This is a genomic window from Pedobacter humicola, assembly GCF_056490705.1.
In genome coordinates, this window is record NZ_JBWJIG010000012.1 from 19737 (window position 1) to 34454 (window position 14718).

Sequence of the window (14718 nt, forward strand, 5' to 3'; positions counted from 1 at the left end):
CAGCAGGCAGGCGATCAAAGCGGAATGCCCCCGGTTTTTTCATCGGAGCAGAAGCGAGAGCGGGGCTGCTTTAACATACAAGCTTCTGCAACTGCTTTCAAATAATCATGATGTATAAGTTTTAAGATCCCTTGTGCGGGAATAAAAGCCATCTAACAACCTTGATAAGCGATCACAAGTTTGGTGGCTCACCAAACTTCCAGCGCGGATGATTACTCCCTTAGGGACTGGGGATTTAATATTCTGTACTCTCCAACCAGCCATTGCATAACACGTCTGCAATATGCATGGTCTTAATTGGCAGATTATTTTTATCGATATACCCCTGAAGATGTAAAAGGCAGGATAAATCGGTCGAAATGATATAATCGGCCTGCTGGGCTAGTGCATGGTTCACTTTCTGTTCGGCCATAGCAGATGAAATGGCGTCGAATTTAACTGTAAAGGTTCCACCGAAACCGCAGCACATATCGGTATCTTCCATTTCGATCATTTCCAAACCGTGTACTTTAGAAAGCAACTGACGTGGTTCATCTTTAATTTTGCACTCGCGTAGCGCGCTGCACGAATCGTGATAAACGGCTTTGCCTTCCAACTCTGCACCGAAATAATCTTTTTTGGCCACATTCACAAGGAAATCAGAAAGTTCCCAAATGTTCGATTGTAAACTACGGCATTTATTGTGTACAATGGTGTTGGTGAATAAATCATTGTATCCACCTTTAATCATCCCTACGCAGGAAGCCGATGGGGCTACTACATAGGTATTTTCGGTAAAATCGTTCAAAAATTTTGTACCCACTTCCTTTGCCTCATCCCAATAACCCGCATTATATGCTGGTTGCCCACAACAGGTTTGTTTTGAATTGTAGGTAACGTCACATCCCGATTTTTCCAACAGCCTTAAGGTATTAAAAGCGGTTTCGGGATATAACTGATCTACAAAACAAGGCACAAATAATTCTACTTTCATCATATTCTAAACGACTGCAAACTTACAATTTTAGCGATTCTTTATGTTCGATTTTTCTTAAAAGCACTAAAAGAATTAATCCAACAATAAAAAATGATGCCAAAGCGATAATCGAGTAGCGAATATTTCCGGTTAAATCTTCGATATATGCAAAGCTAAAAAGCCCGATTACAATAGCTAATTTCTCCGTTACGTCGTAAAAGCTAAAAAAGGAGGTGCTATCTTTTGTATCAGCTGGGAGATATTTTGAGTAAGTGGAGCGCGATAAGGACTGGATTCCGCCCATAATTAAGCCCACAATGGCGGCCAGTGAATAAAACTGATACTCGCTGGTAATATAATAACCGTAAACACAACAGCCTATCCATACCAGCACCACCATAATCAATACGTTGATATTACCTATTTTTTTGGCTAAATAAGACATCAGCATCGCCCCGGGAATGGCCACTAACTGAATAATCAATATGACTGCGATCAGTTTAGCAGTACCTAATTTTAATGTTTTTTCGGCAAAACCAGCAGCGGCAAGCATAATGGTTTGTACCCCCATGGAGTAGAAAAAGAACGAAATCAAAAATCCTTTCAACTTCTTCATCTGTTTTAACTGTCCCCATACTTTAGATAACTCGCTGAAGCCATCTTTAATGATATTTGTTTTGACCTTATCAAGCTGAGGCGTTCCGTTTGGTAAGACCGAAAAAGGAATCTGAGAAAAGCCGATCCACCATACACCAACCAGTAAAAAGGACAGTCGTGGGGGAAATGAAGCATCAGTAATACCAAACCATTCTGGTTTGAGTACAAAAAGAAAACAGATTAGCTGCAGTATAACCGAACCAATGTAACCATAAGAAAAACCTTGTGCACTCACTCGATCCTGGTGTTCTTCGGTTGCGATTTCTGGCAGGTAAGAGTTGCTGAACAGTACACCACCGATATAACCCATCGCTGCTAAGGCAAACAAAATCACACTCATTTCGAGGGTATCCAACTTAAAGAAATATAAACCGATACAGGCTGCTCCACCTATATAGGTAAAGAATTTCATAAACGATTTCTTATTCCCCCTTCTATCGGCAATGGATGAAAGCATCGGCAAAGCAAAAGCCATAATCAGGTATGCGAAGGATAAGGCATAGTTTGAAAGTGAGGTGTTTACAAAGGTCCTACCGAAAAATACTACTTTATCGCCATGTTCCTTAGTGGTGGTGATAATGGTATAATAAGCCGGAAAAATGGTAGAGGTGATGACCAAGTTGTAGGCAGAGTTTGCCCAGTCGAAGAATGCCCACGAACGGATGGTTTTCTTATTGTTTTTTGTTATCATTTGTTTTTTCGCTTCGCGGAAGATTATACTGATTGTTTGATTGTGCAGATTAAATAGTTCATTACAAAACTAATATTTTATTGGTAACTTGACTGGTATTTTTCTCACATCTCACATCTCACATCTCACATCTCACATCTCACATCTCACATCTCACATCTCACATCTCACATCTCACATCTCACATCTCACATCTCACATCTAAAGATAATATTTCTTCCCATCCGTTTTAATCTTACCTGCATCCAGTAATTCTCTAATGGCATCAATTCTTTCCGTTTCAGCACCGTTTTTAATATTGGTCACCAGATCATCAAGACTTAAGGACTGTTGTTGCAGTAAAGAAATAATCTCAAATTCAATCTCCTCGCCCATTTGACTTTGGTTTTCGGCTCTTTTTTCGGCAAGACAAACATCACAAACACCACATTTTGTAACATGATGCTCGTCGAAATAATTGAGTAACTGAACGCTCCTGCATAAATTGGATGAGGCGTAACCTACCACGGCATTGATCTGCTTATGCAGGATCTCTTTCCGCAGTTCGAGGTATTTCACATCCAGATCAAAATGGTCCATATCTACCCTTGGCCTAACATACTGCAACTGTGGTTGATCTGTTTGCTGGATGTAGGTAAGCAATTCGATGGCTTGTAATTTATTCAGTAAAGCGATAATCTCTTTATAGGATAATCCGGTTTTCTTGGCCAGGTCGGCTTCATTAATTTTTACAAAACCATCAAAAGCGCCGCCATGCGAACGCAGAATCGTTTTGATAATGCCATCATAAACCTTATTCTCGATCTGGAAACGGTAAATATCTTCGTGACTGGCAATAAACATCATCCTGGATGGTAGAAAAACACTTTCAGATAAGGTGAGGTAACCATCATGCTCTAAAAACTTCAAAGCAGAAATGGTTTTTAAAACGCTTATGTTAAAGCGTTTGCAAAAATCAGCGATATCAAAGGTAAAGGTTAAACCCTCACCAGCGCCAAATGCCAATTGAAAATAATTACCAAGGTAGTGATAGGTTTTTCTAATGTCATCTGGCAACGGAAAACTATCCAGATACCTGGACTCCAAGCCTAAAACATCAGATTTATTGGCCAACAACACTGCATAACTTCGCTTTTCATCCCGTCCGGCCCTACCTGCTTCCTGATAGTAGGCTTCTAAACTTTCCGGCAGATCCAAATGCACCACAAAACGGACATCAGCCTTATCAATTCCCATACCGAAGGCATTTGTAGCCACCATAATCCGGGTTTTATTATTTTTCCACTCCTCCTGTTTCAGGAAACGCACATCGCGTTCCAGTCCGGCATGGTAAAAATCTGCCTTAATCTGATTGCGGTTGATGAAATTGGCCACTTCGGCAGTTTCCCTGCGGTTACGTACATAAACCAGACCCGTACCTTTTACATTCTGGCAAATATCAATCAGCTTTTTATACTTATCTTCATTACCGAAAACCACATAGCTCAAATTTTCCCTGGCGAAACTTTTAACAAAAACCTGTGGGTCTTTCATTTCCAGTTTCTCCACAATATCCTTTCTCACAAAATCCGTTGCGGTTGCCGTAAGGGCTAAAACCGGCACATTTGGCAAAATTTCGCGGAGTTTGGCAATTTGCTGGTATGGCGGACGAAAATCGTAGCCCCATTGCGAAATACAATGCGCTTCATCTACTGCAATCAGGTTTACATTCATGTACGAAATGCGGACACGCACCAGGTCAGCCAATAAACGCTCCGGGGATAAATAAAGGAATTTAATTTTGCCGTAAATGCAGTTGTCGAGTAAAATATCGATTTCCCGTTTTCCCATTCCTGCGTAAATGGCAATTGCTTCAATGCCTTTGGATTTCAGGTTTTCTACCTGATCTTTCATCAAGGCGATTAAGGGCGAAACTACGATACAAATCCCTTCTTTAACCAGGGCCGGAACTTGAAAACAGATCGATTTACCACCACCGGTAGGCAACAATGCCAAACTATCTTTTCCTTCTAAAACCGAAGAAATAATGTCTTCCTGTAAAGGCCTGAAAGAATGGTGTCCCCAATATTTTTGTAAAATCTCTATTGCTGTCATAAATAGGCAGTATCAAAACTATACATTTAATCCAAAATCGCCACTTATTATTGTTAGAAATTGAAAAATCATCTTCAGAAAAGATTATTAACTTTGCCAAGTAAGACAGGTTACATGATAGAAACGCAGTTTGCAGATAAAATTTTCTTCTTAGCGCCGTCACCCTGAATTCATTTCAGGGTCTGAAAAGCAAGAGAGATGCTGAAATAAATTCAGCATGACGATCTGACTAAACTTCATTTATAAGATTGAAATATTAATTGAATTATCAAGACGCTCAGCAGTACTGAGGGAAATTGAAAATAGAACCTTTTTAATACTTTTTTAAAAGCATAACAAAACTCTCAGCAGTGTTGAGAGAATTACATGGCAATTTCGAAAACAGCTTTAAAGCTACCCCATAAAAAATTACTCCAAAGAAAAATACACGAATTATTTAAATAACCATCCCAGATATAATGAAACACCTCTATTTCCTATCCGCTCTTTCCTTATTATTTTTCAGTTCCTACGCCCAGGAAAAGAAATGGGATATCGAAAAATACCAGGGTACCACAAAAAATTTCACTTTAAATACAGATGAAGGCACCTGGATGAACCTTGATGTGAGTGCCGACGGACAGGAAATTGTTTTCGATTTATTAGGCGATATCTACGTGATGCCAATTACCGGCGGGGGAGCAAAACTGATTAGCGGTGGTGCTGCCTGGGATGTTCAGCCCCGGTTTAGTCCCAACGGAAAATATATTTCTTATACGAGTGATAAAAGCGGTGGCGACAACATCTGGATCATGAACCGTGATGGTTCAGGCAAAAAACAGGTAACCAAAGAAACTTTCAGGTTGCTGAACAATGCTACCTGGATGCCAAATAGCGAATATTTAATTGCCAGAAAACATTTTACAGCAGGCCGTTCATTAGGTGCCGGCGAAATGTGGATGTACAACATAAACGGTGGCGACGGTGTACAGTTAACCAAGCGTAAAAACGACCAGCAAGATGCCGGTGAGCCCAATGTTTCGCCTGATGGAAGATATGTCTATTTTAGCGAAGATGTTAGTCCTGGCCCAAATTTCGAGTACAGTAAAGATCCTAACGGCACCATTTATGCCATCCGCCAACTGGATTTAACGACTGGTAAACTAATTACCCTGATTGATGAGCAGGGAGGTGCTTGCCGTCCGCAGGTTTCTCCTGATGGAAATTTAATTGCTTTTGTAAAACGGGTAAGACTAAAATCGACTTTATACGTTCAAAACCTTAAAACGGGCGAAGAATGGCCTGTAAATGAGGATTTATCACATGATCAGCAGGAAACCTGGGCAATTTTTGGTGTATATCCAAACTTCGCCTGGACACCGGATAGTAAAAGCATTGTTTTCTATGCAAAAGGAAAAATCAGGAAAACTGAAATCGGTACATTGATCAACAGTACCATTCCCTTTCAGGCCAACACCATTCAAACGGTGCAAAAGGCCTTGCATTTTGAACAGCAGGTTTTCAGTAATGAGTTTTCGGCAAAAATGTTAAGACAATTAACGACCTCTCCAGACGGTAAAGTGGTTGTTTTTAATGCTGCAGGATATTTATACAAACAGGAATTACCAGCAGGAAAGCCAGAAAGGTTAACCAATGGACTGGATTTTGAATTTGAACCTGCTTTTAGTCCTGATGGAAAATATGTGGTTTACACCACCTGGAGTGATGAATTGCGTGGCGCAATAAAAAGAACCGACCTAAAATCGGGAAAAACCATTACCCTTAGCGATGAAAAAGGTTTTTATTATTCGCCACAATATTCAACCAAAGGTGATAAGATCGTTTTCAGAAAAGGTAGTGGAAATGATGTTTTAGGCTACAACTATGGCCGTGGGACGGGTATTTTCATCATGCCTGCCAATGGAGGAGCTAAAACCCTGGTTTTAGACAATGGAATCCGCCCACAATTCAACAATAGCGATACACGCATTTATTTCCAGAGTTATGCAGATGGTAAAAAAGCGTTAAAAAGTATTGATTTAAACGGTGCAAATGAAAGAACCCACTTTACCTCGCAATATGCCAATCAGTTTGTGATCAGCCCCGACAATAAATGGCTGGCATTTAATGAGTTGTTCAATGTTTACATTACTCCTATGATCAATATTGGCACGGATCAGGATGCGTCAGCGGGTAATAAAGCCATTCCAGTAACAAAAGTAACTACCGATGGCGGAACATACATACAATGGAGTGCGGATAGCAAAAACTTACATTGGACATTGGGCCCAAAATATTTTACCGTTGATGTAAACAGTGCCTTCAATTTTGACGGTACTACACCTAAAACCGAGGCTTCAGCTATCGACATCAATCTGGTTTTAAAATCTGATCTTCCTACCGGGATAGTGGCCCTAAAAGGCGCCAGGATTATTTCGATGAAAGGTGATGAAGTGATTGAAAACGGCACCATTGTTACTGATGGAAATAAAATTACTGCGATTGGAAAATCAGATGCCGTAACCATTCCTGCAAACGCCAAGGTGATAGATGTAAATGGCAAAACCATTATGCCAGGCATTGTTGACGTTCACGCGCACTTACGCACCAGTCCGGATGGAATTACGCCCCAGAGTGATTGGAGTTATATGGCCAATCTGGCTTTTGGTGTAACCACTTCGCACGATCCATCAAGCAATACTGAAATGGTTTTTAGCCAGAGCGAAATGCTCAAAGCTGGTAGAATGGTTGGTCCGAGGGTTTATTCAACAGGATCAATCTTATACGGTGCGGATGGCGATTTCAAAGTGGTAATTAACAGTCTGGACGATGCTCTAGCCAATTTACGCAGATTGAAAGCCGTTGGTGCATTTTCAGTTAAATCGTACAACCAGCCACGCAGAGAGCAGCGTCAACAGATTTTAGAAGCTGCCCGTCAATTAAAAATGGAAGTGGTACCTGAAGGTGGTTCTACATTTTTCACCAATATGAATATGGTTGCCGATGGCCACACCGGAATCGAACACAGCATTCCCGTTTTACCTGTTTATAAAGATGTAACTACCCTTTGGAACAATACCGAAGTTGGCTACACCCCTACCTTAATTGTAGCCTATGGCGGTCAATGGGGCGAAAATTACTGGTACGACAGGACCAATGTTTGGGAAAATGAAAAATTAATGACTTATACTCCCCGCTCTATTATTGATGCGAGAGCCAGACGCAGAACCACTTCTGAATATAGCGACTATAACCACATCGATATTGCCAAAGCCACCAAACAAATTGCAGATGGCGGCACCAAAGTTAATTTAGGTGCACACGGGCAAATACAGGGCTTAGGAGCCCATTGGGAACTTTGGATGTTGGTACAGGGCGGTTTCAGTCCACTACAAGCCATTCGGGCGGCAACATTAAATGGCGCAGATTACTTGGGTATGAACAAAGAAATCGGTTCGTTAGAAGTAGGCAAACTGGCTGATATGGTGATTATGGATGCAAACCCTTTAGATGATATCCGCAATTCGGAGAAAATCAAATATGTGATGATCAATGGCCGACTTTATGATAGCGCCACGCTAAATGAAGTTGGAACGCGTGAAAAACTGAGAGGTAAATTATGGTTCGAAAATAGTAAGGGAAATGGTTACATGATTCCAAACGGAGAATCAGAAACCTGGACTTTTACGGTTCCGCATTGCGATTAAATTATAAAATTAATGAGTCTGTGTCATAAATTTTAATTCAGTTAGAATTTGTCACTCCGGGCTTGTCCAAATGCCTTATAATACATTTAAGTAGGCCTTTCGACAAGCTCAGGATTGACAATTATATATTTATGATGCAGCCCCAAATTACATCGATATGAAACCGAACAAACTCTACCCAGCTGCCTCCGCCGTGTTTTTAATACTTAGCTTACTCGTTTTTTCGTACAGCGGATATTATATTTTGGGTATCCAGACCGTAAACTTATTCCTGGCACTGATTGCAATGGCCTTCATTACATCTTTTATAGCCGTAATGAAAGACCAGAAGTCGGTCATATCGTGGTTGCTGCTGGTCTTAAATTCGATCTTATTAATCTGCATTATCTATTTCCTGACGCATTTTAAAATGAAGATGTAGTTGTGATGATGTTTGCGTCCGTTCTAACGGAGTAGCTATAAAAAGACGATTGATTGCTAAGGTATTTTACGCTTGCTGGAAAAGAGCTAAGCAAAAAAACAAATTAAAGCACCAACAAACCGTATTCCCTGAGTGTATTGATCGGTTTAGAATACCAGAAAAGTTCAAAGTTTTCCATTTCAAGCTCAAAATCGGCTTTAACCTCCTGGAAAGTAAGTACCTTTTCATTAGAAATTGAAATTTTCTCTAAAATAGCACTCAGCCATTCCCCTTCGTTTTTATTGGTTTGTATGGTAAAAGTTTCCTTCTTGTGGTGAAAAGTAAGTGAGGCCATTTCCCAGGTATGGCCTTTTTTCGATTTTATATAATAATCGGCTGAGGGCTTCCCACCTGTCCATACAACTTTTGCCGTAGCTTTGGTGTTAAAGTGATCCTCATCATTTAAAGCCCTTTCAATAAAATCTGCCGGAATTTTTGTTCTCGGGATTTTAAAATCGAACCAATCCTGCAGTTCATAATCAAAACAGATGCCGTGCATAAAATTAAAGAGCGATTTCTTTAATCCAAAACTGAATTTATTGTGATCGATCCCCGTTTTATCGGTGTAGTTAATATCGTTGTTGGCGAAAGTACCAATGGCTTCAGTATCTTTTACGACACCAAATTTTTCAGGGTACATTCCTACCGGACTATGTGCCGTCATGGCAAACTGATGCCAAAAGCCCGACTGTAATACACCTACTTCAAATAATTGACGCACCATCTCCAAACTGTCTATTGTTTCCTGTACCGTTTGCGTGGGGTACCCATACATTAAATAGGCATGCACCATAATCCCTGCCTCGGTAAAATTGCGGGTAACCTTAGCCACCTGCTCTACGGTTACACCTTTATCAATCAGCTTTAACAAACGGTCTGATGCCACTTCCAATCCACCAGAAACAGCAATACAGCCCGATGCTTTTAATAAAAGACATAAATCCTGGGTGAAACTCTTTTCAAAACGGATGTTTGTCCACCAGGTAACAGCCAATTTCCTTCTGATAATTTCTAAAGCTACTTCACGCATTAAAGCCGGTGGTGCAGCTTCATCTACAAAGTGAAAACCGTTTTGTCCGGTTTTTTCATAGAGATCTTCAATCCGATCTACAATCAATTTGGCTGCAACAGGTTCATAAACTTTAATATAATCGAGCGAAATATCGCAGAAAGTACATTTCCCCCAATAACAGCCATGTGCCATGGTAAGTTTATTCCAACGTCCATCGCTCCACATGCGGTGCATGGGGTTTACGATTTCAATTACCGAAATATATTTATCCAATAACAAACCTGTATAATCTGGCGTACCCACATAAGCCTGCTTATAATCGTTTCTGAAGGCGTCATTGCGGTAAACAACCTTACCATTTTCGAGCAAAAACGTTCTTTTATAAAAATGAGCTTCTACCGGAACGGGATGCGTAATGTTGTGATATAACAATTCGATTGGCAATTCACCATCATCTAAAGTGATGTAATCAAAAAACTCGAAAACCCTAACGTCCGATAATGATCTTAACTCTGTATTGGGGAAACCACCACCCATAGAAATTTTAATTTCCAGGTGATTGGCTTTGATCCATTGTGCACAGCGGAAAGCGCTATATAAATTGCCGGGAAAAGGAACCGAAATCAGAAATAACTTTGGCTGGATGGTTTCAATCTTTTCTTTTAAAACCGAAATCAAGATATGATCGATGTAAGTTGGCGGTTTAAGCAAAGCATCATACAACTCATCAAAAGAATTAGCACTTCTGCCTAAACGCTCAGCATAACGGCTAAAACCAAAATTCTCATCAATACACTCAACAATATAATCGGATATGTCTTCCAGATACAATGTAGCCAGATGTTTTGCTTTATCTTGTGTACCCATGGCCCCAAAAGCCCAGTCTAACTCTTCTAATTGCACAAAACGAGAAGCCTGTGGTAAAAAATCATCACTGCAGATCTGCAAAGCCAAGGTTGGGTTTTTCCCTTGCAGAAATGCAATTACCGCGTCGATGGTTTTTAAATATTCATCCTGTAAAGCAAAAATACGTCTGGCGTTATCGCTTTTAGGTTTTTGATTGTCAACCTTAAACAGATCCTGTAATCCTTTTTTAGAAAACAATTCTAAAATAACCTCGATACCCAAATCGGCCTGTGCTGAACTGATATTTTTAGTATTCAGAAAACCTTTTATATACGCCGTTGCCGGATATGGAGTATTCAGTTGGGTAAATGGCGGTGTAATGGCGAATATTTCGGTTTTCAAAAGGAAATGTTTTTTCTGCAAAAGTACGGGAATTTTTAATAGAGTCGTCACCCTGAATTTATTTCAGGGTCTATTCTACGGAAAAGATGCTGATCCCGAAGCTTCTGGACAGCATGACGAGCCGATTAAGATTATATTAAACTAAATCTCCAATCCAAGCGTTTTAGTCTTATATCAACACGTTTTCTACCTGAATGAAAGTTTTTTGTTTTTACATCCTGATGCTCTGTGCGCAAATTACCTTTGCGCAAAAAACATTTGTTTTTCCTAGAATTATAACACAAGGCACTTCTGCTGAGCAATTTACTCCATCTAACTGGATAGTTATTGATCAGGTTTACGGTGACTTAAATAACGACGCGGCAGATGATTTAGCAGTAGTTTTCGAGTACAACAAATCGATTGATGAAACCCGGGTTTATGGCGACAATAACACAGACATTATAAAGGAAACACAAAAACCGAGGATTTTGGGCATATTTTTTAAGGATAAATCAACTGGTAGTTATCGTTTATCTACCCAGAACAATGATTTCATTCTCCGCTCAGAAGAAGGTGGTAAATTGGGCGATCCTTTACAACAGATTGCCATTAAAGACCAACAGCTTTATCTGCGTTTCCAGGGTGGTGCCGAATGGCGCTGGGAATTGGGTTATACTTTTAAATTCGAAAACAGAGATTGGTTTTTAACCAGTGCCATAAACCTTTACTTTAACCAAAACAGTGGCGACATGACCGAAAGGGTTTATGATTTTAAAACCCGTGAATTATTTACGACGGTTGGTAATCTGCACAGAAGAGATATTTCGAACCGGAGAACGAGTGAAGTTTTATACTTTTCTCAGCTGAGAACCTTCAAAACCTTTAAAAAACCCTGGGCATGGGAGGTAATGCCTAATGTTTATTTGTAAGTTATGATATTGGCTCCTGCTTTGAGATTAGACTTTAACAATAATATAGTTTGAGGTACCAGTTCTTTTAGCGTTAAATATGTATTATCAAATGCATTTAACACGACAATGGGTAAAGTATATTTTGCAAAATTTTGCTGAAACTGAAGATTCTTATCAAATGTGATCAGTACATGAAAACCATCAGCAATCATTAATTTCAGTAACTCACCATTCTTAACGCCATTCCAGCCCATGTCTCTAACGGTATAAATCTCATGTTCGGCAAAATGCTCTTTTAATCTTTTAGGAAGATTTTCATCAAGAAGCAATTTCATATATTTTATCTATATGATCTGAGGTTACTAATTTGTTCGCGACTTCTAACACACTAATTACTTGTTCCTTAGATACACTTGGGAAGTCTTCTAAAAATTCATCAATGGTAATTCCCTTTTCAACATGAAAAAATAAGGTTTCAACAGGAACTCTGGTACCTGCAAAAACAGGTAAACCACCTAAAATGTCTGCATTTGTTGAGATAATATCTTTTAATGATTCCATAGTAATCAAATTTAAACAATTTTAACTATAAATTTTAAAGATGTTGTACATTTTGACAACCTGGGAGGTTTATTAACTAAATATTCTGCGCGATCACAAAACCGCTTGCCCAGGCCCATTGAAAATTATAGCCGCCTAACCAACCCGTAACATCTAAACATTCGCCACCAAAAAACAGGTTTGGAATCTTTTTACACTCCAAAGTTTTAGAAGATATCTCATTGGTATCAATCCCCCCGCGCATTACTTCTGCTTTATCATAACCTTTATCTCCAGCAGGTTTAACTTTAAAATGATGTATTGTCTGCGCAATTGAATCGATTTCTGCCTTGGTTAATGCAGCAACAGGTTTACTTAAAGGCAAAAACTTGCCCAGAGCATCAGTAAATTTCTTAGTATAAATTCGGTTCAGCAATGTCGATAATAAAGTTTTACCATTATTTTTTCTTTCCTCATCCAATAGCGAAACGATATCTTGGTTTGGCAACAGATTCAGGTTAATCATTTCTCCCCTTCTCCAAAACGAAGAAATCTGTAATATAGCCGGACCGCTTAATCCCCAATGGGTAAAAAGAATATTTTCTTCGAACGAAATTTCATCATTACTTACTTCACAAAATACTGAATTTCCCGAAAGCTGCGCAAACCACTCTTCATCCTTACCGGTAATGGTTAATGGCACTAAAGCTGGGGCCGTTTCTATGATTTTCAGATCATGTTTTCTGGCAAAACGTAAAGCGAAATCGGTAGCGCCCATTTTAGGGATAGGTAATCCCCCGGTTGTAATCACCAGCTTTTCTGCGGTTAAAACAACTGTTTTTCCATTTTTCTCATAACTTACTTTAAAGCCATCCTCCAGCATTTCAATATCCTTTACATCGGCATTACATCTGATTTCCTGACCTAAATCTTCACAAACCGAAGTAAAAACCTGTACCACGTCCTTTGCGTTTTTCTCATCAGGAAATAATTGGCCCAAAGTTTTTTCTTTCCCATTAATGCCATAAGTTTCGAAAAAACCAATGGTATCTTCAACCGTCCATTGGGTAAAGGCAGATTTAATGAAATGTGGGTTTGCGGAGATAAACTGCTCAGCTGATGCGAATTGATTGGTATAATTACAGCGCCCTCCCCCTGAAATCAAAATCTTTGCGCCTGGTTTTTCATTTTTTTCGAGCACAATTACTTTTTTACCCAGATAGCCTGCCTGCACTGCACACATCAATCCGCAAGCACCTGCACCAATAATTATTGCATCAGCATTCATCAATAAAATTTATTATGGTTACTTTTGCACAAAAGTAGCATTATTTTCAAGCGCATGGCAAAACAGATTAGCGAATTAAAATTAGGTATTTTAGGTGGCGGACAATTGGGCAGAATGCTCATTCAACAAGCGATCAATTACAATGTAAGCACGTTAGTTTTAGATCCTGATCCTGATGCACCCTGCAAACACATCTCTAATTACTTTGAAAATGGCTCGATCACTGATTTTGATACCGTTTATAACTTCGGAAAGAAAGCCGATATCGTTACCATCGAAATTGAAAAAGTAAATATCGATGCACTCGAGCAACTCGAAAAAGAAGGTAAAAAGGTATTCCCGCAATCGAGGGTAATCCGTTTAATCCAGGATAAAGGTGTACAAAAACAGTTTTTTAAAGAAAACGATATTCCCACCTCGCCTTTTCAGATTGTAAATACCAGGGAAGACATGGAGAACAGTCCTTTCCATTTTCCGTACATTTTAAAACTGAGAAAAGACGGTTACGATGGTAAAGGGGTAATGAAAATCAATAGTGCTGCCGATTTGGATAAAGCATTTGATGCACCTTGCATTATTGAGAAATTGGTGGATTTTGACAAAGAAGTTGCGGTAATTGTTGCCCGTAACGCCAATGGCGATATGAAAACTTTCCCAATGGTAGAAATGGAATTCAATCCTGAAGCCAATCTGGTTGAATTCTTGATTTCCCCATCAACTTTTGCTGAAAGCTTACAACAAAAAGCAGAGAATATTGCCAAAAATATTGCTTCGGCAATGAACATTACCGGAATTTTAGCCGTAGAAATGTTCGTCTGCAAAGATGGCGAATTGTTGGTTAATGAGGTGGCTCCCCGTCCACATAACAGCGGTCACCAAACAATTGAGGGCAATTATGTATCTCAGTTCGAACAACATTTACGTTCCATTTATAATCTGCCTCTTGGCGATACCAGCAGCATTACCAATGCCATTATGATCAATCTCCTCGGCGAAAAAGGTTTTGAAGGCGTGGCTAAATATGAAAATCTGGAAAAAATATTGGCCATAGATGGTGTGTACGTTCACCTATATGGTAAAAAGTACACTAAACCTTTCCGCAAGATGGGGCATATAACGATAGTCGATATTGACCGGGAAAAAGCCATCGAAAAAGCCAGATTTGTACAAAAAACATTAAAGGTAATTGCTTAA

General features: G+C 39.5%; 11 protein-coding genes. 4 read left to right on the forward strand and 7 right to left on the reverse strand.

The genetic code is table 11. The annotated features are described in order from the left end of the window. Window positions 1-235 precede the first annotated feature (235 nt). From AC04Q1_RS18045 to AC04Q1_RS18055, 3 genes are all read right to left on the reverse strand, one after another. On the reverse strand, window positions 236-973 hold the full coding sequence (locus AC04Q1_RS18045) for a (Fe-S)-binding protein (protein ID WP_478366128.1): 738 nt from the start codon (window positions 971-973) through the stop codon (window positions 236-238). Window positions 974-995: 22 nt separating this feature from the next. Continuing rightward, window positions 996-2303: an MFS transporter gene (locus AC04Q1_RS18050; protein ID WP_478365966.1), complete on the reverse strand. Its 1308-nt coding sequence runs from the start codon at window positions 2301-2303 to the stop codon at window positions 996-998. Between the two features lie 201 nt (window positions 2304-2504). Beyond that, window positions 2505-4397 carry a RecQ family ATP-dependent DNA helicase gene (locus tag AC04Q1_RS18055; RefSeq protein ID WP_478365967.1) on the reverse strand — a complete coding sequence of 631 codons (1893 nt, stop codon included), beginning with the start codon at window positions 4395-4397 and terminating at the stop codon, window positions 2505-2507. Window positions 4398-4855: 458 nt separating this feature from the next. On the opposite strand from AC04Q1_RS18055, the gene AC04Q1_RS18060 reads away from it, so the two are divergent. Continuing rightward, complete coding sequence (locus tag AC04Q1_RS18060) at window positions 4856-8083, forward strand: amidohydrolase family protein (protein WP_478365968.1); 3228 nt, start codon at window positions 4856-4858, stop codon at window positions 8081-8083. A gap of 157 nt (window positions 8084-8240) precedes the next feature. Further along, window positions 8241-8504 carry a hypothetical protein gene (locus tag AC04Q1_RS18065; protein WP_478365969.1) on the forward strand — a complete coding sequence of 88 codons (264 nt, stop codon included), beginning with the start codon at window positions 8241-8243 and terminating at the stop codon, window positions 8502-8504. A gap of 103 nt (window positions 8505-8607) precedes the next feature. On the opposite strand, the gene AC04Q1_RS18070 is transcribed toward AC04Q1_RS18065, so the two are convergent. Further along, window positions 8608-10803: a B12-binding domain-containing radical SAM protein gene (locus tag AC04Q1_RS18070; RefSeq protein ID WP_478365970.1), complete on the reverse strand. Its 2196-nt coding sequence runs from the start codon at window positions 10801-10803 to the stop codon at window positions 8608-8610. Window positions 10804-10997: 194 nt separating this feature from the next. Here AC04Q1_RS18070 and AC04Q1_RS18075 point away from each other — a divergent pair, with 194 nt between their 5' ends. Then, the gene (locus AC04Q1_RS18075) at window positions 10998-11714 is read left to right on the forward strand and encodes a hypothetical protein (protein ID WP_478365971.1); all 717 of its coding nucleotides are present in this window, start codon (window positions 10998-11000) and stop codon (window positions 11712-11714) included. On the opposite strand, the gene AC04Q1_RS18080 is transcribed toward AC04Q1_RS18075, so the two are convergent. The 3 genes from AC04Q1_RS18080 to AC04Q1_RS18090 all read right to left on the reverse strand — a co-directional run bounded on the left by AC04Q1_RS18080 (window position 11705) and on the right by AC04Q1_RS18090 (window position 13524). After that, the gene (locus AC04Q1_RS18080; protein ID WP_478365972.1) at window positions 11705-12031 is read right to left on the reverse strand and encodes a DUF5615 family PIN-like protein; all 327 of its coding nucleotides are present in this window, start codon (window positions 12029-12031) and stop codon (window positions 11705-11707) included. The two genes, AC04Q1_RS18075 and AC04Q1_RS18080, sit on opposite strands and share 10 nt — an antisense overlap. Beyond that, entirely contained in the window at window positions 12015-12257 is a 243-nt protein-coding gene (locus tag AC04Q1_RS18085; protein WP_478365973.1) for a DUF433 domain-containing protein, read from the reverse strand. The genes AC04Q1_RS18080 and AC04Q1_RS18085 overlap by 17 nt, the downstream gene beginning before the upstream one ends. 76 nt (window positions 12258-12333) lie before the next feature. Next, a complete protein-coding gene (locus tag AC04Q1_RS18090; RefSeq protein ID WP_478365974.1) occupies window positions 12334-13524 on the reverse strand; it encodes a BaiN/RdsA family NAD(P)/FAD-dependent oxidoreductase in 1191 nt (396 codons plus the stop codon). Between the two features lie 54 nt (window positions 13525-13578). Between AC04Q1_RS18090 and AC04Q1_RS18095 the strand changes: the two genes are divergently transcribed. Next, window positions 13579-14718: a 5-(carboxyamino)imidazole ribonucleotide synthase gene (locus AC04Q1_RS18095; protein ID WP_478365975.1), complete on the forward strand. Its 1140-nt coding sequence runs from the start codon at window positions 13579-13581 to the stop codon at window positions 14716-14718.